Below are 22,473 nucleotides of genomic sequence, written 5' to 3'. Positions count from 1 at the left end.
AGCCATGACTAACCAAGCTCAGTTACCAGCACCACAAGCGCGTTCACAAATGATTATAGGATTGTCATTTCTGCTGTGTTTGTCATTGGTTTTGATGCTTGGCTTGGTGAAGTTACTTAATTGGTTGGATGATGAGCAACGCGCTCCTTTGCAAAAAATTATTATTTCTGGGCAACGTCAGTTTATTGATGATGCGAACATAGAGAAGTTGGTAAGGCAGTCTCAGCCTGGCAGTTTTTTTGAGTTAGACGTGAGTCAAACTCACCAGATGATTGAAGCATTACCTTGGGTTTATCGTGCTTCAGTGCGCAAACGTTGGCCAAATGGTTTGGAAATTTATGTAGTTGAGCAAGTACCTGCGGCGCGGTGGAATGACGATTTACTGTTAAACCAGCACGGTGAAGTATTTGACGGAATAGAAGTGGCTACTCGTGAAAATATAAGCTTACCCAGTTTATTTGGGCCTGGGGGCAGCGAACAAACGGCCTTGCAAGGCTATCGCAATATGCAATCTTTGCTGGAAGTGACGCATTTACAAATTAGTGAGTTGTTTTTAAGTGAACGGTTTGCTTGGAATTTACGCTTGGCAAATGGCATAAAATTGAATTTAGGGCGCAGCGAGTTTATTGACCGCTTGCAGCGATTTGTGGATATTTTTCCACTGATTTCTACGCAAGACAAGACGGTTGATTATGTTGATTTGCGTTATGACACGGGTTTAGCTGTAGGGTGGGCAAAGGCTGACACTACAGAATCGAATAAAAAACAGCGAGAGAGCTAATTAAAGTGAGTGGAAAATACAATGTCTAAGGTCGTAGAACGCAAACTTATCGTTGGCTTAGATATAGGCACCAGCAATGTTAAAGCAGTGGTGGGCGAATTACTCGATGACAATAATATTAGTATTGTTGGCGTGGGCAGTCATTCATCAAAAGGTATGGATAAAGGCGGCGTAAATGATTTGAACTTAGTGGTTCAATCGGTTAAACGCGCGGTCCACGAAATGGAGCTTATGGCTGATTGCCGTGTGTCTTCTGTGTTTATGTCAATCTCTGGGCGTCACGTTAAATGCCAAAATGAAAGTGGCATGGTGCCGATTAACAATCAAGAAGTGACGCAAGAAGACGTTGACAATGTGGTGCATGCTGCGCGCTCAGTACCGATCGCGGCTGAACGTAAGCTATTACATGTACTGCCACAAGAATTTACCATTGATGTGCAAGAGGGGATTAAAAATCCAATCGGTATGTCGGGTGTGAGAATGGAAGCTGAAGCGCACATCATTACGTGTGCGGATGATATGGCGAAGAATTTAGTCAAATGCGTTGAGCGTTGTGAACTTACCGCTGATCACATGATATTTTCTGCCTTGGCATCGAGCTATGCCGTTTTAACTGATGATGAGAAAGAACTAGGTGTCTGTGTTGTTGATATCGGTGGTGGTACCATGGATATCGTTATCTACACCGATGGTGCAATACGCCACACAGCAGTTATCCCTGTCGCGGGAAATCAAATCACCAGTGATATAGCGAAAATATTTCGTACTCCGCTTAATCATGCAGAAGAGATAAAAATTAACTACGCCTGTGCTTTAAAAGACATGGTAAGTATGGAAGAAAGCATTGAAGTACACAGTGTGGGCGGCAGACCGGCCAGAGCCATGTCACGTCATACTTTGGCTGAAGTCATTGAGCCCCGTTACCAAGAATTATTTGAATTGGTGCATGATGAAATTCGCACAAGTGGTTTTGAAGAGCAAATTGCAGCCGGTATTGTGTTAACGGGTGGTACAGCAAAAATGGAAGGCGCGGTAGAGTTTGCTGAAGAAATATTTCAAATGCCAGTCAGAGTAGGTGTACCTCTTGGTATTAAAGGGTTGTCTGAATATGTTGAAGATAGCAAGTTTGCAACAGCGGTGGGTTTGCTGCAATACGGTAAAAATCATTTGTTAAGCAAGTTAGCAACAAAAACTAAAGCCAGTGATGGACCCTGGCAACGAATACAAAGTTGGTTTAAGGGTGAGTTTTAGCCGATTCATTTTTAAACTTTATAATTTGCAGCAACTAAGGAACAAGGTTGCCTGCTTGGATGTTAAGACCGGAGAGATAGAATGTTTGAATTAATGGATAGTCATAGCGAAGAAGCAATAATTAAAGTCATTGGCGTTGGCGGTGGCGGTGGAAATGCCATAGAACATATGGTGAAACACTCTATAGAAGGTGTTGAATTTATTGCCATCAATACCGATGCCCAAGTATTGCGTAGTTCAGCGGCCAACGTCACTTTACAGATTGGTTCTGGGGTGACGAAAGGTTTAGGTGCAGGTGCAAACCCGAATATCGGGCGTCAAGCGGCAGAAGAAGACGCAGAAACCATTCGTCAAAGTCTTGAAGGCGCTGACATGGTATTTATTACGGCTGGTATGGGCGGCGGTACTGGTACCGGTGCGGCACCTGAAGTTGCAAAAATTGCCAAAGAAATGGGTATTTTAACCGTTGCGGTTGTGACTAAACCTTTTCCCTTCGAAGGACGTAAACGAACAGAGTTTGCAGAGCAAGGTATTGCCGAATTATCAAAATATGTTGATTCGTTAATTACTATTCCCAATGAAAAATTGTTAAAAGTACTGCCTAAAGGCACGCCTTTGTTGCAAGCATTTAGTGCAGCTAACGACATCTTACGTGGTGCAGTACAAGGTATTGCAGAGTTAATCACTCGTCCAGGTTTGATCAACGTGGATTTCGCCGACGTAAGAACGGTTATGTCTGAAATGGGTACTGCCATGATGGGTAATGGTTGTGCAAGCGGCGAAGATCGTGCTGAAGAAGCGGCAGAAATTGCCATCGCGAGTCCATTATTGGAAGACATCGATTTGTCAGGTGCTCGTGGTATTTTGGTTAATATTACTGCTGGACCAAGCTTCTCTATTGATGAGTTTGAAACCGTCGGTAATGCCGTGAAAGCCTTTGCATCAGAAAATGCAACTGTGGTTATCGGTACGGTTATCGATATGGATATGACTGACGAATTGCGCGTTACTGTTGTTGCTACTGGTATTGGTACTGAGCGTAAACCTGATATCTCATTAGTTTCTAACCGTGCACCGCGTGTCACACATGAGCATAGTGAATTTCGCTTAACCGGCAACGGTGCGCCAGTCGCATCAAATAGTATTACCTCTGAAAGTTTGCGTTCTTCAGCACAAGAAGATAAACACGAAAGTGGCAGCGACTTAGAGTATTTGGATATTCCGGCCTTTTTACGTAAACAGGCTGATTAATTGGCGGGCTAAGGGAATTTTAGGATTAATTATGTTGTCTCTATATTGCATCCTTCAATAAACGGCATATGCTGGTTATTATTGAAATGTGACAGTATTTTGACAAGGCTAAGCATTTTTAGTACTATACGTGCCCATTTTTATTACGTTTTGGCAATAGAGCAAAAGGTAGATGATTAAACAACGTACAATCAAACAATCTGTTCAGGAAACTGGGATAGGTTTGCATAAAGGTGACAAGGTCACAATGACTCTCCGGCCAGCGCCGGCAAATACAGGTATCGTATTTCGCCGCGTTGACCTTGAGCCTTATGCAGATATTCCGGCGCGCGCGAACGCGGTTGGCGATACCATGTTGTGTACTTGTGTCAGCAATGAACAAGGTGTCACTATTTCTACGGTTGAACATTTAGCCTCGGCCCTTGCGGGTCTAGGCATAGATAATATTATTGTTGAAGTCGATAGTAATGAACTGCCCATCATGGATGGCAGCGCGAGTCCTTTTATCTTCTTGTTGCAGTCTGCAGGCATTGAAGAATTGAATGCGCCAAAGCGGTTTATTAAGATCACCAAACCAGTAAGAGTGAAAGACGGCGATAAATGGGCAGAACTTCGCCCTTACGATGGTTTCAGAGTGGATTTTCGCATTGACTTTGATCATCCCGTAATCAGTCAAACGCGTCAGCATATGGTGCTTGATTTTGATTCGAACTCATACGTAAGCGAAGTAAGTCGTGCCAGAACTTTTGGTTTTATGAAAGACATCGAATACATGCACGCGCACAATCTCGCCTTAGGCGGCAGCATGGAAAATGCGGTTGCTTTAGACGAATACCGAGTGTTGAACCCAGAAGGTCTTAGATACAGTGATGAATTTTTAAAACATAAAATTCTCGATGCTATCGGAGACTTGTACCTAGGTGGACACAGTATCATTGGCGAGTTGGTTGCCTACAAGACTGGTCACGGCTTAAATAACAAGCTATTAAATGCTTTGTTAAATGATACAAAAGCGTGGGAATTTGTGGGCTACGACACACCTGAAGAAATGCCCATCAGGTTTGCTTCGCCAATACTGGCAAACTAATTTCTATTTTTAAAAAATGCCGCAGCTTTGCGGCATTTTTGCTTTTAGCCACGTTTCTTTTTTCAAGTTTTGAACTATTAAAAGCTTGTGGTAATCTCAGCCAAGAACATGAAGGTTGAAATAGCTTGCCTAACTGCAAATCACTGGCTCTGACCGCGTGTTAGAGTGGAGTCTTAAGTCGGGAAATATTCGCATAACAGTATTAGTGCCAACAACGGTGATACTGCAGTACAGAGGTCAATTTAAATAATGAATATCACTTTGCTTGTTAAAAGCGAGAAAACACGACTTAAAATTAGCATTGATAAACAAAAAATACTTATCGCCCTGTTACTGATCAGTGGCGTGTTTTTGATATCAAGTCGCTCTACTCAAAGTATTGACGAAAAAGTAGATCGCATAAATTATGCGAAAGCGGGTTTTGAGCAACAACAAAAAGAAGTCACCGAGTTAAAAAATACCGCAGAGCAACAACTTATCAGCATGACAATGAAGTTGGCTGAAATGCAGAGTCATCTTTTACGTCTAAATGCGCTAGGCGCTCGCTTAGTTGAAGAGGCGAATCTGAGCCCGCAAGAATTTAGTTTTGACGAAGGTCCTGCTATGGGCGGTCCAATGGAATCAACAGAACTTGCTATTCCCATAGAAGATAGTTTAATCAATAAAATGGACGGTTTGTTGGCCCAAATTCAACATAAGACTCAACAACTTAATGCCCTTGAATCTATCATGTTGAGTCACCATATCAAGGATGCTAGCAGACTTGCTGGCAGACCCGTTACCTCTGGTTGGTTGTCGTCACATTACGGTGTGCGAAAAGACCCTTTTAATGGCCAAGCTGCGATGCATAAAGGGGTGGATTTTGCCGGTAAAGAAGGTGATGCGGTGCTTGCGACAGCAGCAGGTGTTGTAACATGGGCAGATGAGCGTTACGGCTATGGAAATCTAGTTGAGATAGATCATGGTGAAGGCTTGGTCACTCGTTATGGGCATAACAAGCTTCTTAATGTTAAGATAGGCGATGTGGTTACTAAAGGGCAGATTATTGCCGAAATGGGGAACACGGGCCGTTCAACTGGCGCACATGTTCACTACGAAGTGTTGCGAAAAGGGCAACATCTTGATCCACTTCCCTACGTTTATCGGGATTAGTGTTGATCAAAAAAGCGTTTATATAGAGCGCGACGTGGAATCATTGATAATCGGCTCCTTGTGAGCCGATTGTTTTATTTTTATCCTGTTAGTTAGTCATTGTGCTAAGTAAAACTAATAATTAGATTGGAAGCTGTAAGTTGATGTTTTCGAGTATTCTCACCAAAATTTTCGGTAGTCGTAATGACCGCATTCTCAAAAAGTTAAATGTGGCTGTTGAGCAAATTAATCTAGTAGAAAGCCAATTAGAGGCATTGTCTGATGACGAGTTAAAGGGCAAAACCTCGGAGTTTTCGCAGCGCTTAGTTGATGGTGCAAGTACCGATGACATCTTAGTTGAAGCCTTTGCTGTTGTCAGAGAAGCCAGTAAGCGCGTATTTAACATGCGTCATTTTGATGTGCAAATGTTGGGTGGTCAGGTTCTTCATCAAGGTAAAATTGCCGAAATGCGCACGGGTGAAGGTAAAACACTGACGTCGACCCTACCAACGTATTTAAATGCCGTTAGCAAAAAAGGTGTCCACGTCATTACCGTGAATGACTACTTGGCTAAGCGTGATGCTGAATGGAGTCGTCCCTTATTTGAATTTTTGGGTTTGTCTGTTGGCTGCAATGTGCCCGGCATGAATCATCAACAGAAAAAAGAAGCTTACGCCGCTGATATTACGTACGGAACAAACAACGAATTTGGTTTTGATTATTTGCGTGACAATATGGCGTTTAGTCCTGAAGACAGAGTACAACGTTCTCTGCATTTCGCCGTTATTGATGAAGTTGACTCTATCTTAATTGATGAGGCCAGAACCCCACTGATCATTTCTGGTCAAGCTGAGGACAGCTCAGAGCTTTACCGTAAAATTAATGTGATTATTCCTGAGTTAATCAGACAAGAAAAAGAAGACGAAGAAGGCAAAGAAGGCGAAGGTGATTTCACCATCGATGAAAAATCAAAGCAAATCCACCTAACCGAGAAAGGGCAATTACACGTTGAAGAAATTTTGCAACGTGAGGGTATTTTGCCTGCTGATGAATCTTTATTTGCTGCCGCTAATATATCCTTTTTACACCATGTAAACGCCGCCCTACGTGCCCACAAAATGTTCAGTCGAGACGTAGATTATATCGTCAAAGAGGGGCAAATTGTCATTGTTGACGAGCATACGGGTCGTACAATGGAAGGCCGTCGTTGGTCAGAAGGTTTACACCAAGCGGTTGAAGCAAAAGAAGGGGTTAACATTCAGAATGAAAATCAAACCTTAGCGTCAATTACCTTTCAAAATTATTTCCGTTTGTACGAGAAGTTAGCAGGCATGACAGGTACTGCTGATACTGAAGCCTTTGAATTTCAGTCTATATACGGGTTAGAAACTGTGGTTATCCCCACCAATCAACCGATGGTAAGAAAAGATAAAGCGGATTTGATTTATCTGACAGCAGAAGAGAAGTACGAAGCGATAGTCGAAGACATCAAAGACTGCGTTAAACGCGGTCAACCGGTTTTAGTTGGTACGGTATCCATCGAAAATTCAGAGCTTATTTCGGGTATTTTGAAAAAATCTAAAATCACTCATAAGGTGTTGAACGCAAAATTCCACGAACAAGAAGCGGACATAATTGCTCAGGCCGGTAAGCCGGGTGCCGTGACTATCGCAACTAACATGGCTGGCCGAGGTACGGATATTGTTCTAGGTGGGAATTGGCAGGTTGCGGTTGATAAAATCAATGATCCTAAATTGGGTACGGTTGAAAAAATCAAACAAGAATGGAAAGCTGATCATGAAGCGGTCCTAAAAGCGGGTGGTTTACATATTATTGGTACTGAGCGTCATGAGTCTCGCCGTATCGATAACCAGTTACGAGGCCGTGCTGGTCGACAGGGTGATCCTGGGTCATCGCGTTTTTACCTATCATTAGATGACGCTTTAATGCGCATTTTTGCTTCTGAAAAAATGGGCAATATGATGAAGCGCTTAGGGATGGAACGTGGCGAAGCAATTGAGCATCCTTGGGTGACACGTGCAATCGAAAACGCTCAGCGCAAGGTAGAAGGCCGTAACTTTGATATTCGTAAACAGTTACTTGAATACGATGATGTGGCGAACGACCAGCGTAAGGTAATTTACCAGCAACGCAATGAACTGCTGGATGAAGGCGATATCAGCACTACCATCGAGGCCATTCGTGTTGATGTACTCAATGGGGTTATCGATCAATATATTCCACCGCAATCGTTAGACGAAATGTGGGATATCGACGGCCTCGAAGAGCGTTTTAAAAGCGACTTTTTACTCGATTTACCGGTTAAACAATGGCTGGCAGAAGACAATAAGCTGTTTGAAGAAAAACTACGTGAACGCTTAATTGCGGAAGTAGTGGGCGCGTATAAAGCCAAAGAAGAAATCGTTGGTGCGTCGGTGATCCGTCATTTTGAAAAAGCGGTGATGTTGCAAAACCTTGATAGCCATTGGAAAGAACATTTGGCTGCAATGGATTACTTGCGTCAAGGTATTCATTTGCGCGGCTTTGCGCAAAAAAATCCAAAACAAGAATACAAACGTGAGTCATTTGAATTGTTTTCTCAAATGCTCGAAACCCTCAAAGTAGAAGTCATTACCATTTTGAGCAAAGTACAAGTCAAAGCAGAATCTGAAGTTGAAGCGATGGAAGAAAAACGCCGTATCGCCGAGCAACAACGAGCCAAAAGCTTTGAACATGAATCGCCAAGCGAGGCTAAGGTGCCAGCGCCTGCCCAGGCATCAGCGCCTGCCAGTTCTGGGTTACGCCAAGGGCCTAAAGTGAGTCGTAATGATTTGTGCCCTTGTGGTTCAGGTAAAAAGTACAAACAATGTCACGGTAAATTAAGCTAAATTTCAGTAAAAAGAGAAGTAGTAAGGCTTGATTTTACTGGCAATTGAAATGAAAGAGTCGAACAGCTAGTTCGACTTTTTTGTGACATAAATTTGGAGTTTAAAATGAAAATTGTCGACGTAGCTGTTGGGGTGATCAAACGCCAAGATATGATCTATATCAGCAAGCGCGCTGATAACTTACATCAAGGTGGTCTGTGGGAATTTCCTGGTGGAAAAAAGGAAGCTCACGAAACCATAGAGGACGCCCTATGCCGAGAACTTCTCGAAGAAGTCAATATTAGCGTATTAGTACAAACGCCTTTGATGGTCATCGAGCACGATTACGGCGATAAAAAAGTAAGATTAGATGTCAGAGTGGTTGAACAATTTAATGGAGAGCCAAGCCCGCAAGAAGGACAGCTGGCTAAGTGGGTTACTATCGCTAACCTACACGATTATGCCTTTCCAGAGGCGAATCTCGCTATCATGGCGAAAGTGGCCGAATTGGTTTAATCATCTGACAACACTGAGTGACACACATAAAGCACTAGCCTGTAGGGGTAAATGCTGCCATTGTGAGTATTTTTGTTTGTCAGATATTCAGTTTTTCCAACATCAAATTAGCAAAAACGGTGGTATATAACGATGCAATCACAACGTCATTATCCAATTGGTACGCCGGGTAAAAAGTGGGGCGAGGCAGAAAAAAAACAATGGTTGTCAGCGCAAAGTATTAAACGCTCCTATGCAGCTGATGTCCTAGCGGAAATCGAAGCAATGCCGCCATTTTTTAAAACCCAACAATATGGTGAGTTGGAATATGCAGCAGCAACGTACCCCTTAATTGCACTTACTAGTTCAGACTGGGACGACAACAAACCAATCGCCTTGATCACAGGTGGCGTGCATGGTTATGAAACGAGTGGGGTGCATGGTGCTTTGCGTTTTGCTCAAACTAAAGCACTAGATTTTGCTGATGACTTTAATTTTATTATAGTGCCCTGCGTTAGCCCTTGGGGGTATGAAACCATAAACCGGTGGAATCCTTTAGCGATTGACCCTAATCGCTCGTTTTACCCTGATAGTCCCGCGCCGGAAGCTGCAAATTTAATGAGCTTGGTTGAAGACTTAAATATATTGGTCCATATCGACCTCCATGAGACGACTGATACCGACAATTCGGAATTTCGTCCGGCCTTAGCAGCAAGGGATGCCATAGAACAACATAGCTGGGAGATACCAGATGGTTTCTATACGGTAGGAGATAGCAAGAATCCTTGTACAGGCTTTCAAACAGCCATAATAGCCGCGGTAGAGCAAGTCACTCATATCGCCCCCAGCGATGCGAAGGGAATGATCATTGGTGCACCGATGGAGCAAAAAGGCGTGATCAATTATCCCTTAAAACAATTAGGACTGTGCGCAAGTGTGAGTAATGCAGATTTTACCACTACAACCGAAGTGTATCCCGATAGTCCTAAAACCAATCCAGAAAATTGCATATTGGCTCAAGTAGCGGCAATTAGTGGTGGTTTGCGTTTTATCATTGAGCAGTTTTAATCAGGCTGGTGAAAAAATTAAGCGAGGAGAAAGGTTGAGTAACGAATTACATTATCGCTTCAGCAATGGACAAGTGGCTAATCGGTTTTTAAATGAGTTGACTCATTGGTCGTCTTCTTCAGGTAATGTCGTGGTAAAAGCAAAATTAGCTAAAGCCTCTCATACGGTGCAAGTGCGGTATGAATTTGATGGGCGGGGCTTTGACTACACCTGCTCAGAGCTTGATGTACTAGCCGCTAACTATGGTGGCGAAGAGGTGTAAACTCGGTGTGTTTTGCTTGTTTAATGAAGCTAATTGGGGATGGCAGTAACAACCTTTAACATCAGCGTTTATCTGAGAGCCGAGGTAATCCACTTGGCTCAAATTACTTATTTGCTGAGATAGGCTGTTATTGGTTAGACAGCCAAGCCCTACAGAATAAGGGCCTAAATAGAGTAATTGCTCATTGTCATTAAATACCGCCACAGCTGGTGTAGCAGGAACAAATTCAGCCAGTTGGGGCATAAGCTTTAAATCAATTAATTCGTTTTGAAATCCCAGATTTGCAAGACTCTGACTGAGTTCTTGGCTGTGATTTTCAGCCAAAGTTTCACAAATACAATCATCAGCCCTGATATGAAAGACCCTCTTTGCCAGATTAGGTGAGACAGTTTTGAGGGTCTTGGTTAATTGAGGCTCAAACTCTGCCTCTAAACTTTTCATGACTAAGGTCTGTTCAGGATCGAAAAGGCTCAGTTTGGCTGCATCTGTTACTTTCAGTAGGGCTAAAACAACAGCCAACCAAATAACCAAGCCAAACCAAAGCCTTAATCTCATACTTTAAATTGACCTATTTGCTTAAGTAAAGTCACACACATATCGTGCAAACTACTGACTTCTTGTTTCACAGAGTTCATATACTCAGATTCTTCTTTCGACAAACCATCAAGTTGTTGAGCGGCATCAGAAATAGTGGTGGATAAACTGTATTGTTGTTTTGAAGCGGTCGCTATTTGACGAACGTTAGTGCTTACCTCGCCAATAGCTTGTACGATTTCATGCATGACTTTGACGTTTTTAGAGGATTCAGCCACCGAGCTGTCAACCATGGTTACGCAGTCGTTCATTTGCGTGACTGAGTTACTTGCACTGCTAATTAACGTTGCTGTGATGGTCTCTATTTCTTCAGCACTCATTTTTGATTTAATCGCCAATTGGCGTACTTCGTCTGCAACCACAGCAAATCCTCGACCGTGTTCACCGGCTCTTGCTGATTCAATGGCGGCATTCAAGGCCAAAAGATTGGTCTGTTCAGCAACGGTTTTTATGGACTGCATTACTGTTGAAATGTTTTGACACTTCTCACTCAGTTCCTGAATAGCGCGAGAGGCTAAGGTTAAGGTATCTCTAAGGGTTTCGATACCTTTGCCAGATTGAACCACATTTTTAGCGGTATTTGAGGTTTTAGATTCAGCTTCAGAGCTCAACGTATTGGCATGCTCTGACAAAGAGGTAATCGCATTGACCGCTGAAACAATTTCCTCAATCGACTGATTAATACTGCTAACTTGTTTTACACTTATTTCGTAAGAAGCAGCGAGTTTCAACGAAGATGTTTGGACTTTGTCGGTAATATCTACTGCACTTTCACTCAACTCTCTCGATTGACTCACTAATACTTTGATAGCGTGAATGAGTGCATTGAACTCTTTTAGCTCATCATCGTTTTGCATGTCGATATGGGTAAAGTCGAGGTGATGTTTGTCTTGCATAATGGCACTTACATTTTTAGCTAGGAAGAATGACGAGCGACCCTCTGCATGGTTTTTCATGGCCATAAACATCAAAACACCACCTTCTATTAGGGCGAATACCGCATGGATAATCAATATATGAAACTGCAAACTGCTCTGTTCAAAAACATAAACGCCCGCATCGTTTATTTGTAATACATAAAATAAAATATGATGCACCGCGACCACCGCGGTACTCGAAGCAATCACTTTCCAATCACGGTAAAAAGATAAGATGGCGAGGATAGCAAATATCTCGAAATGCATTTCAGTCATACCAAAGGTCTGTTGAATATGCAGCGCAGTAAAAAGTTGTACACCGATACCAACGGCATGACGACTAATTGCTTCAGCGGGAAATTTAAAACTTAAGTACAGAGGAACAACGAGAATCAAGGTACCAATAAGCAGTGGCTCTAGCCAACTCCCATAAAATGCAGCAATCCCAATGGACGTTAACCACTGAATAACTAAAACGTACCGAAAGGTTTGATGGGCTTGCGAAATCCAAGGGTATAACATAGATATCTTCTCCATTTTTAAACATAATCCAGGACTCACAGGAGTCAGAATGACGATTTTTTAATTGGTAATGAAACTACTTAAGGGTATCGGCACAGTATCCGCTTGCCTTGATTAATTACTCCGTCGTAATAGATACTTCATACCCACTGTATTTTCGCATGTTAATGACTCGGTCATGATCGAGTAACCAATACTGGCCTTTAATACCCTGTAATATTCCACTAAAAGTTATCTCTTTATCGAGATTGATGGATTTTATTTTTTCGGGGTAATGCTCAACAGGATAATCAATTGCTACCTCAGGTGTCTCGATAAACTGGATGGCCTGAAAACCAAACTCTTGTTGAATTTCATCTAACTCAGGTTCTACTTTTGTTAATAATAGTTGTTTGAGAGCCTGTAAATCGACTTTTTCAGGCTTACCTTTTAACATGGTACGCCAATTGGTTTTATCTGCGATATGTGGCTTAAACGCGCTCTCAACTAGGCCACTAATTAACCGGTTTTGAACCCGCAAAATGGCTTGCGCCTGACTGGCTCCTTGATCAATCCAGCGACTTGAGACCCCGTCAGTGACATGCCGTGTTATGCCTACTTTTACCGTGCCAGTATTAGCCAAATAAACAAAATGGTCTTGTAAACAATTAGCTTCTCCCCAAGCCGGTTCTCGGCATGTGCCTGCGTCATAATGACACAACTCTGGCTTAATAATGCAGCTATCACATTGAGCCAGTTTGGTCAGGCAGCGATAACAATAGCCTTGATTAAAACTGGTTTTAGTTTTTGTTCCGCAATGCACACAAAGAATAATTCCTGAGTAGTTCAATGAAATTGTTTTGCCGATAAGCGGGTTCATATCAATATGTGAATCACCAATAGGCAAAACATATTGAGCCGGTGATGATGAACGAGCCGAGGCTCGCATTTTGTGAATAATCCCATTAAATTGCATTACTACTCTCTAGGCAAAACTACTTTATTAGGCTGCTAAATGTATCACAGCTGTAGGGTGAGTTCTCTTTCGGATCGTGCGCTAAAACATCCTTAGCGCCAAATGTTGTTACTGCAAATAGGTAAAAATCAGCAATAGATTTGGGTAATTTCGCGGCAACTAACATCTGGTAAAATAGTTCATCTACCTCTTGTTTCGCAAGGGGAATGCTATCTAAATACTGGTATAAGGCGTCATGAATTAAACTAGCATGCAGGGCGATTTGCCAAAATACAGTTTTTTCAACTCGTATGCCCTGAGGTGTAAGCATATTTATGGCATGTTCTTTATGCCACCAATCAGGTGTGCCAATTAATGCAATCCAATAAAACAAGCGTTTAGGCGTGCAGCCGTCCCAGGCATAAGTGCGTGGGGCCTCTAGTTGATAACTTACCGTCTTGGTTTCCCTTACTAGAGTATTGTGTCCTGGGTTAACGATAATTAGTCCGTTGTGGATCACTAGCCAGTCACTGTAAAAATATTTGTTTAGGGACAATGAGGTTTCATACACCAAGGGATAATCAATATAATTGATCCAAGGGCCTTCTCTGTCTCGACTGGCAAAGCCCCATTTTTCTAGTTCTTTCGTTTTGGCTCGAAGAGCTCTTTTTTCTCGTGTTTCCCACCCGATGTGTCTGGGGATATAAAATCCTAAACACAAAATAATACCTAAAATAACAAATGTCAGAATTAAACTAGGGTAGTTAAAAAGTAAAAATAAAATAATCAGCACACCAATAAAAAACAGTAGGCGGAGGATTTTATCTATGCGTTTGACGAGGTGGATATGATTGGTTGGTCTTTCCATGATAACTCCAACATAATGACTTGCACAAAATAAAAGTATAGAGGGCTATGATGAAAAAAACACCGCACTGCGATCTTGTTTTTCTGGATTGATAAACCATTCGTGACTCAGCTGACTTTTGGGGTGTATCCATAGCTTAAGATGCTTTATGCTACTTTTCTCACGTTTGCTGCAAGGCAGTATGCCAGTGATTTGCAATTTGGAGCTTCGCCTTATGTTAAAGAAAATATGCGTAACATACTTAAGCGTTCTGTTGGCGTTACTGATGCTCGATGGTTTATGGTTGGGCTGGCTCGCTAAAGATACCTATCAGCAACAAATTGGTTTTTTAATGCGCCAAGAAATGCCGGTGTGGCCGTGGGTCATTTTTTATGTACTTTATTCTGCCAGTATTGTTTATTTGGCCATTGTGTCTTCTGAGAAACTTAATCAAGGCCTCAGTAAAGGCTTTGTACTGGGACTAAGCGCTTATGGTGCTTATAACCTGACTAATTACACGCTGACTGAGAACTGGCCTCTTGCCATCACCTTACAAGATTGGGCATGGGGTTGTACCGTTACATCCATCACTGCATTGGTAGGTATGTGGGTGTGGTTACGATGCAAATAAACGTACAAACATCGTAACAATTTGCGTATTTTTTTTGGGCAAATAGCTGTGTTAGCCTTGTCCTCCTTCAATATCGCAGTAGCCAAGATGAGAACAAACGACCAATATTCATTTCAAGAGCACGGTAGTTTTACTATTGAGATTAAAGACAAAACGATTGAAGTCTGTGCCTTTGGCGCATGGAATGAAAAAACCTCTGAGCTTTTCAAAGAACAATATTTACGCCAAGCTCAGTGCTTGACTGCAGAACCTTGGGCGTGTTTGCTCAATTTAACAGACTGGGAATTAGGCACGGGCGAAATTTTAAGGGTGGGGCAAGACTTAAACGCATGGTCTTATGCACACAATCAGCGCTTTAGCGCCATCGTTAGTAGCTTAGCTTTACACCGACACTTAATTGAAAAAATACAAGAGCCCACTAAAAGTATTCAGCATCAATATTTTACCCAAAGCCAAGCGGCAAAAGATTGGCTTAGATCACTCAATCTCTACTCCTGATTAAGGGTTGATATAGCCACTTGCAATCTACTTAATAAGCTAGGGTCGATATTCCTATTTGCTGCTAGATAAGCGGTAATTTCAAGTTCTGGAATGTAACTAATGAACTGGACACTGTCTAAGGGTTGATTCAAGCGCTGTAGCATATCGTCTATCAAATCCACTGATTCGATAATCAAATCTACATTTTTATTGATTAACAATTGCCATGAACAACCAATATCTGCGCAAGTGATAAAATGTTTATCTTCAATAAAGCCTTGTTTTATTAGCCATAAATGCGAAATGTCGTCTCGTTGCACCACAATACGATATTGTTTAGCCTCTGCAAGCTCATTTAACACAATATCTTTTCTATCTTGCAAACTGACCCAGCCAAATTTGTACTGGGCAACGGGAGCTAACCAATAAAATAATGGGGCGCGTTCCTCGGTTTTTGCCATAGAATAAATCAGGGTGTTAGGCTCATTACTGGCTTTACGGTAGGCACGTGCCCAAGGGTAAATATCAATGGGAGCCTTAACATTGGCTTGTTGTAGTATCGCCTGTACTTTTTGGGTCGCAAGGCCGCTGACCTGCTCATTCTCGATAATTTGATGAGGAGGAGAAAACTCGGTGACAATTTTTAGCGGGGCTGTTTGTGCTCTGCTGGTGAGTGTGAACATAAGCAGAATAAGGTACAAAAATAAACAAACGCTTTGATGTCGGTTTAGGTGCATAGAAGTCCATATTTACTGCTGAGCAATAGCGCCATCATAGTTAAATCGACAATAATATCCAAAACTTACTTTGCATTTAAGGATAACATTGCTGCCATTGAAACAACTTGAAGCATTTAAATCACGGTATCTGGCATCTATTTAACTTCAAGCGTCGTTAAACTCGGTAGACTAGGTTTAATTCAATTTTGGTAGCATAATTTCTGTGAAAAAACATACAACTAAAACATTGATGGCGTGGCTTTTTGGCCAATTAAAACCCTATAAATTACAGGTGGCCTGGGCCATGTTAGCGCTAATTGTTGGGGCAATGTCGTGGTTAGTGTTGGGGCAGGGTGTAAAGTACGTGGTCGACCAAGGGTTTGTCGCCAACAATGCACAACGTTTAAACGAACTGGTTCTATTGGTGTTAGGGATCGGTTTAATTGGCAGCGTGGCTACCTATTTTAGATTTTATTACATGATTTGGTTGGGTGAGCGTGTTAGCGCTGATATTCGGCAAAATGTGTATTCACACCTACTAACATTGTCACCTGCTTTTTTTGCTGAAACTCGCACCGGCGAAGTTATCTCGCGCTTTACCTCTGATACCACGGTTCTGCAATCAGTGGTTGGAATGGGACTATCAATGGCCTTAAGGGCAACCGTTACCTTTATTGGTTCGCTCATTTTGATGATGTTAACCAGTCCCATGTTAACACTTTATGTCTTGATTGCGGTGCCTATAGTGCTGCTACCGATTCGAATTTTTGGCGCTAAAGTGCGGATTTACGCGCGTAACAGTCAAGACCGAGTGGCCGATGTGGGTGCCTATATCGATGAAAGTTTGCACGAAATTCAAACCGTTCAAGCTTACACCCATGAATCCATCGATAAACAACGCTTTTTTAGTCGTATAGATGGCGTAATGGACGCTGCCAGAAAACGCATTCAATTTAGAGCGCTGATGATCGCGACTATTATGGGCATCAGTTTGTTTGCTATCACCCTCGTGGCTTGGTTAGGTGCGCAATTGGTCTTAAATAGCGAGTTAACCGCAGGTGAGTTAACCGCCTTTATGTTTTATGCCGTGATGGCGGGAGGCAGTGTCGCGACCATTAGCGAAGTGATAGGTGAAATTCAGAAGGCCGCCGGAGCCAGTGAACGTTTGATGGAACTGTTGCACACGAAAAGTACGGTACAAACTCAAGATAAACCTGTGCTTCTTCCACAAAAAGTGAAGGGCGAACTTAGCCTCAACCACATCTCATTTTATTATCCTGTGGCTGATCATGTGCCGGTTTTAAAGGATATTACTCTGCATATCAAATCCGGCGAGCGTATCGCCTTAGTTGGGCCAAGTGGTGCAGGTAAGTCAACCTTGTTTCAATTACTGTTACGTTTTTATGATGTGCAAGAAGGCGATATCAACCTCGATGGTCAACCCATTGCTCAGCTTGACATACAGCAGCTCAGGCAACAATTTGCTTTGGTGTCACAAGAATCGGTTATTTTCGCGTGTAGTGTATTTGACAACATTGCTTATGGACGACCATCGGCGAGTTATGAGGCGGTTATTGCCGCCGCTAAAGCGGCTCGGGCCGATGAATTTGTTTGTGAATTCAGTGAAGCCTATGACACGCAGTTGGGTGAACGAGGTGTGCGTTTATCTGGTGGTCAAAAACAACGAATAGCCATAGCACGAGCGATTTTGGCTGACCGACCTGTGCTGCTACTAGACGAAGCCACTAGTGCACTTGATGCGGGTAATGAGGTTAAGGTGAAACAGGCTCTTGATGAACTAATGAAAGATAAAACCACCATTATTATTGCTCATCGGCTTTCTACAGTTATTAATGCCGACCGCATTATTGTGATGGATAAGGGACGGATAATCGCTTCGGGCACCCATCAAGAACTCATGGTAGCGAATCCTTTATACCGTGAACTAGCAGAGCTGCAATTGATTAGTTAATATTTGAGTTACTGGCAAGTCAACCGAAGACTGCGTTTTGTTTTAAGAAGAGATAATCCATGAAAATAGCCCAAATCGGTGAAGCCATTCTTCGCACCCCGGCTCGTAAAGTGACAACAGATGAGCTTGGCGGGGCAGAGCTCAAACTGTTTGCTGATGCCATGCTCAATAGCATGTTAGAGGCCAATGGCATTGGTATTGCTGCCCCACAAGTGTTTGACCCAAGAGCAATCATGATTATTGCCTCACGGCCTAATGTGCGTTATCCCAATGCACCGCAAATGGATCCCGTTCTATTAATCAATCCCATTATATTAAAGCAAAGTGAGAACAAAGTATGGGAGTGGGAGGGATGCTTGTCTGTCCCTGCGCTACGAGGCAAAATTGAGCGGCCAGACTGGGTTGAAATTGCCTATCAAACCATCGATGGTGGTGAGCACAAAGCGCGTTTTGACGGCTTTGTTGCTAGAGTGTTTTTACATGAATATGATCACTTAATTGGTCTCACCTGGTTAGACCATATTCAATCTAATGCCCACATTATGGCGAATGAGGTATGGTTACATGCCTTGGAGCAAGGCGCTCTGTAACATAAAGTCTAAGGAACAGCGTGAAAGTAACAAACTCGAATTTTTTCTCCTCTGCACTAGCGAAACCAACAAGCTTGATGTGGTTAGGCTTAGGTGCCGTATTAGCCATACTTTTTATTGAGCTGGCCTTGCGTGTCTTAGCTGGCGATACCATGGCATTTGATCGCAATATTATTTTAGCGATGCGCAACCCTGCTGATTTATCTGATCCACTTGGACCCTATTGGTTTGAAGAGTTAATGCGCGACATCACCGCGCTTGGAGGTACCGGTATTCTGAGTTTCATTGCTTTATTTACCGTCATGTACCTGTATTTGCAAAAACATCGACACATGGCGTTTTTGGTCGCTGTGATGATTGTGTCGGGCATGATATGTAGCAGCCTGTTAAAATATGGTTTTTCTCGGCCTCGACCAGACTTAGTTCCTCATGGTAGTTATGTGTACACCAGTAGTTTCCCCAGTGGACATTCTATGATGTCGGCCTTGGTGTATGTCACTCTTGCGGCGATTTATGCTCGTAGTCAGTTTAGGCGAAGCCTAAAGTTACTCATCATGGCCAGTGCGCTGTTGGTGGTTGCTTCAATTGGCTTAAGTCGTGTGTATCTTGGCGTCCATTGGCCAAGTGATGTACTAGCAGGTTGGTGTGCAGGAAGTATATGGGCGCTAATGAGTTATCGTTTAGTCAGGTACGGACAAAAACGGGGTAAATTGACCTTTTAGCCTGACTACCAAAATCCGCTGTTTGCAGCGGTGCAGGCGGGTAACACTTTATTTCAATTATCCTGCTGCTTATTTTCATCGCTTTCGTTAGCATGTTTTTATTATTTTTTGAGTAAGGTACTTATGCCATTGATTCCTTCGCTTCACCGTATTATTTCGTACAGTACCTTTTTGTTGTGCTTTATTGCCACGCCCTTATTGGCGCAAGAGCCCGTAAGCAGCAATCAACCTGAAACACCAGTTGAACCGCAAAGCTTTGCACAATGTGTGGTGGGGTTGCAGCAACGGGCTCTAAAGTCAGGCATTTCAGCCAATACCGTAGAGCAGGTTTTGGGGCAAGCGCGCCATCTGGCGAAAATTTTGGAATATGACCGCAATCAACCCGAATTTGTGCAAACCTTTCCTGGCTATTATTCTGCTCGTGTTAATGACTGGCGCATTAACAAAGGGCGAGAAATGCTGGCTAAACACCGAGATTTTTTAGCCAAGCTAAGCAAAGAATATGGTGTTCCAGGTCATTATTTAGTCGCTTTTTGGGGCTTAGAAACCAATTTTGGCAATTACAAAGGCAAAATGCCAATCATCGATTCATTAGCCACCTTAGCCTGTGATGAACGTCGAAGTCAGTATTTTTCAGCGGAGTTATTACAAGCCTTACGCTTGTTAGAACGAGAACAGCTAAATGTCATTGACATGGTTGGCTCGTGGGCGGGGGCAATGGGGCACACGCAGTTTATGCCCACCGCATACCTCACCTATGCCCGTGACGGTGACGGTGACGGTAAAATGGATTTATGGAGCAGTGAGTTAGATGCTCTCGCATCTGCCGCTAACTTTTTAAAAGCGTTAGGTTGGCAAGCTGGGTACCGCTGGGGTAGGGAAGTACAACTGCCAGCCAACTTTGACTATCAGCTAGCGGGTAAAAGCAATCCTCAACCATTGTCATTTTGGCGTGAGCAAGGCTTAAGCACAACGGCAAATAAACAACTTGAAAACAGTGATCTTGCCGCAGCCTTGTTAATCCCTGCGGGACATGAAGGCCCTGCCTTTTTAGCTTACCAAAACTTTAAGGTCATCTTACGTTGGAATAATTCTGAATATTACGGTATTGCAGTGGGTCAACTTGCTGATCAAATTGCTGGTGGTGCTGGTTTGTCAAAACCGTTGCCTGACCTACCAAAATATACCTTGGCGCAGATGCAGCAGTTTCAACAAAAGCTTAATGAGCTGGGCTTTGATGTTGGCAAGCCTGACGGCATTTTGGGGCCAGCGACACGAACAGGCGTTCGCGCTTTCCAAAGTGCTAAAAACTTAATTGCTGATGGTTATCCAAGTAAAGAAACCGTGGAATTGGCCCTACAAATGTAAGGCTACAGTAGGCTGTGCGTCCTTGTGGGTCACAATGCTTGTATTCAAGCCGCATCATCACTACCTTTTTACTATCTTACGGATGAAATATCTTGTGGGATGATAATCACAAACTCAGTGGTCATAAGATCCTGCGCTCTTTTTCCAGAGCTAAAGCGTAATTGTCCAAGCAGAAGTTTTGTCACCCACTGGTTAACCATGTGCAACCCCAAACCGATATTGCCGCTGCTACGTGCTGAGGTGACAAAGGGCTCAAAAATTTTGCTTTGTAAGGCTTGTGGTATGCCTCTGCCATTATCAGCCACCACAATTTCTATTTTATTTTCACTTGTTGTATACGCTTTTATTTCGATAATGCCGGGTTCTTGTGGGGAAAAAGCGTGGTTAATACAATTCATAATCAGATTTTCAATGACCTGAGAAATGGTTCCAGGTCGACTTTTCAGTTTCATGTTTTCTTCAATACTGACCTTGATTTCAATATGTGTCTTTTTTAATGTTGGTCTTAAACTAATGAGTAAGTCGCTGACAATGTCATCTATGGTACACGCTATGCAGTCAGCACTAACGCGGTCAATAGCAAGGCGTTTAAAATGTTTTACTTGTTCTACCGCCTTATCTAAATTGATGCTTGCTAAATGTAGGCTATCAGTAATAACGCCAATACTCGTATTAAACTGAGTTTTAGTGATGCCTTCTAACATCGCTTTTTTAAGCTTTTCATTGGCATGTTCCGCATTAGTGACAGAAATTAAAGCCCCGCCTAAGGGCGTATTCAATTCATGAGCAACCCCCGCTACCATTAAACCTAGCGCTGATAATTTATTTGATTCAACCAGTTCATCTTGCAATATTTGTTGGCGTTCGATGTTTTGTTGCAAAGATTTATTGGCCTGGGTTAGCTCTTGTTGTTCTGCGCGCAGTTTAATGCTCAAAGAGATAAGTTCAGATTGATAGCTCGCTGCTCGCCAGTTAAATACAAGGCCCACAGATGCCAACGCACTAAATAACAACAAAGAAAACAACATGGCGTTTAATTTAACCGCAGATAAAAAGGCAGGTGCACTTGAGGCGTAGATAATTAACTTGTTGTCATTTGAGGTATCTAATCCAAGTAAATAATCTAAATGTGCAAAGCTGGTTAAAATATTCTCTGCAATAAAATCCCCGGTTTTGTTTTGTGTTATGTCGTTCCATAAAACAGGAGATTCTTCGGCTAAAGTTAATTGTGGTTTATCAAATACAAAGCCCCATTCCTTTTCGGCTTGTTGATTCAGTAACCAATAACCCTGAGCATTAACAAGTTGAATATTCGCTTTGTCGACACTGATATTTTTAAGGGTGGTAAATAAGCTATCTAAACGGAAATTAATAACCAGTAATCCCTCAATTAAATGCGTTGCTGCTGTGGTTCTCATTGTTGCTCTGAGTGTGGGTTCAAAGGGTAGAACCACTTCGCCGTGTTCAACATTCAGGTCAATGGGAGAAAAATAAATACTGGATAAATCAGAAGCAATACCTTGCTGAAAGTAGTAGCGAGCTTGTTTGTTTTGCAGTTCATCTTTCGGGGTCACCGTCGCTAGGCCGTCTTTAAAATTAACCCGAATTAATTCTTGCCCACTGTTTTCAATCCACCTTATTTGCGCAATATTCGTTGTTGACTTGCCAAATTGCTGAAAAAAAGTGCTGATTTGCGTTGTTTGATTAACTTCATCCTGTTTTTTGCTTGGCGTTTTGGCTAAGGCGGGGCTGTTTTTAATCAGTAACAAAAAATCCCGAATGCTGCCTAGTTCTCGGCTAAACAGCACTGAACTGGTGATTAATTTTTGATCGTGCAGCGTTTTTAATTCGTCGACTTTATTTTGATATTGTAGGCTGTAAGCAAGCCAAGCAATAATCGCTGAAACGATACACACGGCTATGTGTTTTAAAACACTTTGGCGTTTTAGTTGTAATAAGTGTTCTAGGCTTAAATCCATTTCTT

21 protein-coding genes are annotated in these 22,473 nt (G+C 42.5%); 15 read left to right on the top strand and 6 right to left on the bottom strand.

The features are described 5' to 3' along the window. The first annotated feature begins 4 nt into the window (after window positions 1-4). From ACEN2L_RS00455 to ACEN2L_RS00415, 9 genes are all read left to right on the top strand, one after another. Window positions 5-781: a cell division protein FtsQ/DivIB gene (locus tag ACEN2L_RS00455; protein WP_306020917.1), complete on the top strand. Its 777-nt coding sequence runs from the start codon at window positions 5-7 to the stop codon at window positions 779-781. Window positions 782-802: 21 nt separating this feature from the next. After that, window positions 803-2,032, top strand: a complete 1,230-nt coding sequence (gene ftsA, locus ACEN2L_RS00450; protein WP_306020916.1) for a cell division protein FtsA — start codon at window positions 803-805, stop codon at window positions 2,030-2,032. Window positions 2,033-2,113: 81 nt separating this feature from the next. Beyond that, complete coding sequence (gene ftsZ, locus ACEN2L_RS00445) at window positions 2,114-3,283, top strand: cell division protein FtsZ (protein ID WP_306020915.1); 1,170 nt, start codon at window positions 2,114-2,116, stop codon at window positions 3,281-3,283. A 172-nt stretch (window positions 3,284-3,455) separates the two neighbouring features. Then, window positions 3,456-4,370, top strand: a complete 915-nt coding sequence (lpxC, locus tag ACEN2L_RS00440; RefSeq protein WP_306020914.1) for a UDP-3-O-acyl-N-acetylglucosamine deacetylase — start codon at window positions 3,456-3,458, stop codon at window positions 4,368-4,370. Between the two features lie 249 nt (window positions 4,371-4,619). Then, window positions 4,620-5,522 carry a M23 family metallopeptidase gene (locus tag ACEN2L_RS00435; protein ID WP_441741118.1) on the top strand — a complete coding sequence of 301 codons (903 nt, stop codon included), beginning with the start codon at window positions 4,620-4,622 and terminating at the stop codon, window positions 5,520-5,522. Window positions 5,523-5,665: 143 nt separating this feature from the next. Next, window positions 5,666-8,389: a preprotein translocase subunit SecA gene (gene secA / locus ACEN2L_RS00430; RefSeq protein WP_441741115.1), complete on the top strand. Its 2,724-nt coding sequence runs from the start codon at window positions 5,666-5,668 to the stop codon at window positions 8,387-8,389. Window positions 8,390-8,494: 105 nt separating this feature from the next. Next, the gene (gene mutT / locus ACEN2L_RS00425) at window positions 8,495-8,884 is read left to right on the top strand and encodes an 8-oxo-dGTP diphosphatase MutT (protein ID WP_306020911.1); all 390 of its coding nucleotides are present in this window, start codon (window positions 8,495-8,497) and stop codon (window positions 8,882-8,884) included. Window positions 8,885-9,016: 132 nt separating this feature from the next. Further along, window positions 9,017-9,931: a M14 family metallopeptidase gene (locus ACEN2L_RS00420; protein WP_441741111.1), complete on the top strand. Its 915-nt coding sequence runs from the start codon at window positions 9,017-9,019 to the stop codon at window positions 9,929-9,931. A gap of 34 nt (window positions 9,932-9,965) precedes the next feature. Beyond that, complete coding sequence (locus ACEN2L_RS00415) at window positions 9,966-10,193, top strand: hypothetical protein (protein ID WP_441741108.1); 228 nt, start codon at window positions 9,966-9,968, stop codon at window positions 10,191-10,193. Here the strand turns inward: ACEN2L_RS00415 and ACEN2L_RS00410 are convergent. The 4 genes from ACEN2L_RS00410 to ACEN2L_RS00395 form a co-directional block, all read right to left on the bottom strand. Beyond that, on the bottom strand, window positions 10,161-10,748 hold the full coding sequence (locus ACEN2L_RS00410) for a DUF6436 domain-containing protein (protein ID WP_441741105.1): 588 nt from the start codon (window positions 10,746-10,748) through the stop codon (window positions 10,161-10,163). The two genes, ACEN2L_RS00415 and ACEN2L_RS00410, sit on opposite strands and share 33 nt — an antisense overlap. Then, window positions 10,745-12,226, bottom strand: a complete 1,482-nt coding sequence (locus ACEN2L_RS00405) for a methyl-accepting chemotaxis protein (protein ID WP_441741103.1) — start codon at window positions 12,224-12,226, stop codon at window positions 10,745-10,747. The genes ACEN2L_RS00410 and ACEN2L_RS00405 overlap by 4 nt, the downstream gene beginning before the upstream one ends. Before the next feature lie 118 nt (window positions 12,227-12,344). Then, window positions 12,345-13,181 (bottom strand): DUF2797 domain-containing protein, encoded by an 837-nt coding sequence (locus ACEN2L_RS00400; protein ID WP_441741100.1) that lies wholly within the window; start codon window positions 13,179-13,181, stop codon window positions 12,345-12,347. Window positions 13,182-13,200: 19 nt separating this feature from the next. After that, window positions 13,201-14,028: a hypothetical protein gene (locus tag ACEN2L_RS00395; RefSeq protein ID WP_441741097.1), complete on the bottom strand. Its 828-nt coding sequence runs from the start codon at window positions 14,026-14,028 to the stop codon at window positions 13,201-13,203. Window positions 14,029-14,242: 214 nt separating this feature from the next. On the opposite strand from ACEN2L_RS00395, the gene ACEN2L_RS00390 reads away from it, so the two are divergent. Further along, window positions 14,243-14,638 (top strand): DUF2177 family protein, encoded by a 396-nt coding sequence (locus ACEN2L_RS00390; RefSeq protein WP_441741094.1) that lies wholly within the window; start codon window positions 14,243-14,245, stop codon window positions 14,636-14,638. 87 nt (window positions 14,639-14,725) lie between these two features. Then, a complete protein-coding gene (locus ACEN2L_RS00385; protein ID WP_306020903.1) occupies window positions 14,726-15,136 on the top strand; it encodes a hypothetical protein in 411 nt (136 codons plus the stop codon). Here the strand turns inward: ACEN2L_RS00385 and ACEN2L_RS00380 are convergent. Further along, window positions 15,127-15,855, bottom strand: coding sequence for a substrate-binding periplasmic protein (locus ACEN2L_RS00380; protein WP_441741091.1), 729 nt, complete (start codon window positions 15,853-15,855; stop codon window positions 15,127-15,129). The two genes, ACEN2L_RS00385 and ACEN2L_RS00380, sit on opposite strands and share 10 nt — an antisense overlap. 205 nt (window positions 15,856-16,060) lie before the next feature. On the opposite strand from ACEN2L_RS00380, the gene ACEN2L_RS00375 reads away from it, so the two are divergent. The 4 genes from ACEN2L_RS00375 to ACEN2L_RS00360 all read left to right on the top strand — a co-directional run bounded on the left by ACEN2L_RS00375 (window position 16,061) and on the right by ACEN2L_RS00360 (window position 20,489). Continuing rightward, window positions 16,061-17,809, top strand: a complete 1,749-nt coding sequence (locus ACEN2L_RS00375; protein ID WP_441741089.1) for an ABC transporter transmembrane domain-containing protein — start codon at window positions 16,061-16,063, stop codon at window positions 17,807-17,809. 59 nt (window positions 17,810-17,868) lie between these two features. Then, a complete protein-coding gene (gene def, locus ACEN2L_RS00370) occupies window positions 17,869-18,399 on the top strand; it encodes a peptide deformylase (protein ID WP_441741086.1) in 531 nt (176 codons plus the stop codon). A gap of 20 nt (window positions 18,400-18,419) precedes the next feature. Beyond that, window positions 18,420-19,121: a phosphatase PAP2 family protein gene (locus ACEN2L_RS00365; protein ID WP_441741083.1), complete on the top strand. Its 702-nt coding sequence runs from the start codon at window positions 18,420-18,422 to the stop codon at window positions 19,119-19,121. Between the two features lie 123 nt (window positions 19,122-19,244). Next, entirely contained in the window at window positions 19,245-20,489 is a 1,245-nt protein-coding gene (locus ACEN2L_RS00360; RefSeq protein WP_441741081.1) for a lytic murein transglycosylase, read from the top strand. Between the two features lie 71 nt (window positions 20,490-20,560). On the opposite strand, the gene ACEN2L_RS00355 is transcribed toward ACEN2L_RS00360, so the two are convergent. Further along, the gene (locus tag ACEN2L_RS00355) at window positions 20,561-22,468 is read right to left on the bottom strand and encodes a sensor histidine kinase (protein ID WP_441741078.1); all 1,908 of its coding nucleotides are present in this window, start codon (window positions 22,466-22,468) and stop codon (window positions 20,561-20,563) included. Window positions 22,469-22,473: the final 5 nt, after the last annotated feature.

The organism is Flavobacterium sp. W21_SRS_FM6, assembly GCF_052119645.1.
Lineage (GTDB): Bacteria > Pseudomonadota > Gammaproteobacteria > Enterobacterales > Alteromonadaceae > Paraglaciecola.
The sequence above is the reverse complement of the archived record's forward strand: the minus strand, read 5'-3'. Positions and strand labels throughout refer to the sequence as shown.

What these genes read in the sequence shown, in the direction of transcription:
- ACEN2L_RS00420 (WP_441741111.1), top strand. Translation starts at nt 9,017, where the DNA reads ATGCAATCACAACGTCATTATCCAATTGGTACGCCGGGTAAAAAGTGG.
- lpxC (WP_306020914.1), top strand. Translation starts at nt 3,456, where the DNA reads ATGATTAAACAACGTACAATCAAACAATCTGTTCAGGAAACTGGGATA.
- ftsZ (WP_306020915.1), top strand. Translation starts at nt 2,114, where the DNA reads ATGTTTGAATTAATGGATAGTCATAGCGAAGAAGCAATAATTAAAGTC.
- ACEN2L_RS00455 (WP_306020917.1), top strand. Translation starts at nt 5, where the DNA reads ATGACTAACCAAGCTCAGTTACCAGCACCACAAGCGCGTTCACAAATG.
- ACEN2L_RS00380 (WP_441741091.1), bottom strand. Translation starts at nt 15,855, where the DNA reads ATGCACCTAAACCGACATCAAAGCGTTTGTTTATTTTTGTACCTTATT.
- ACEN2L_RS00410 (WP_441741105.1), bottom strand. Translation starts at nt 10,748, where the DNA reads ATGAGATTAAGGCTTTGGTTTGGCTTGGTTATTTGGTTGGCTGTTGTT.
- ACEN2L_RS00395 (WP_441741097.1), bottom strand. Translation starts at nt 14,028, where the DNA reads ATGGAAAGACCAACCAATCATATCCACCTCGTCAAACGCATAGATAAA.
- ACEN2L_RS00405 (WP_441741103.1), bottom strand. Translation starts at nt 12,226, where the DNA reads ATGTTATACCCTTGGATTTCGCAAGCCCATCAAACCTTTCGGTACGTT.
- ACEN2L_RS00435 (WP_441741118.1), top strand. Translation starts at nt 4,620, where the DNA reads ATGAATATCACTTTGCTTGTTAAAAGCGAGAAAACACGACTTAAAATT.
- secA (WP_441741115.1), top strand. Translation starts at nt 5,666, where the DNA reads ATGTTTTCGAGTATTCTCACCAAAATTTTCGGTAGTCGTAATGACCGC.
- ACEN2L_RS00385 (WP_306020903.1), top strand. Translation starts at nt 14,726, where the DNA reads ATGAGAACAAACGACCAATATTCATTTCAAGAGCACGGTAGTTTTACT.
- mutT (WP_306020911.1), top strand. Translation starts at nt 8,495, where the DNA reads ATGAAAATTGTCGACGTAGCTGTTGGGGTGATCAAACGCCAAGATATG.
- ACEN2L_RS00400 (WP_441741100.1), bottom strand. Translation starts at nt 13,181, where the DNA reads ATGCAATTTAATGGGATTATTCACAAAATGCGAGCCTCGGCTCGTTCA.
- ftsA (WP_306020916.1), top strand. Translation starts at nt 803, where the DNA reads ATGTCTAAGGTCGTAGAACGCAAACTTATCGTTGGCTTAGATATAGGC.
- ACEN2L_RS00355 (WP_441741078.1), bottom strand. Translation starts at nt 22,468, where the DNA reads ATGGATTTAAGCCTAGAACACTTATTACAACTAAAACGCCAAAGTGTT.
- ACEN2L_RS00390 (WP_441741094.1), top strand. Translation starts at nt 14,243, where the DNA reads ATGTTAAAGAAAATATGCGTAACATACTTAAGCGTTCTGTTGGCGTTA.
- ACEN2L_RS00360 (WP_441741081.1), top strand. Translation starts at nt 19,245, where the DNA reads ATGCCATTGATTCCTTCGCTTCACCGTATTATTTCGTACAGTACCTTT.
- def (WP_441741086.1), top strand. Translation starts at nt 17,869, where the DNA reads ATGAAAATAGCCCAAATCGGTGAAGCCATTCTTCGCACCCCGGCTCGT.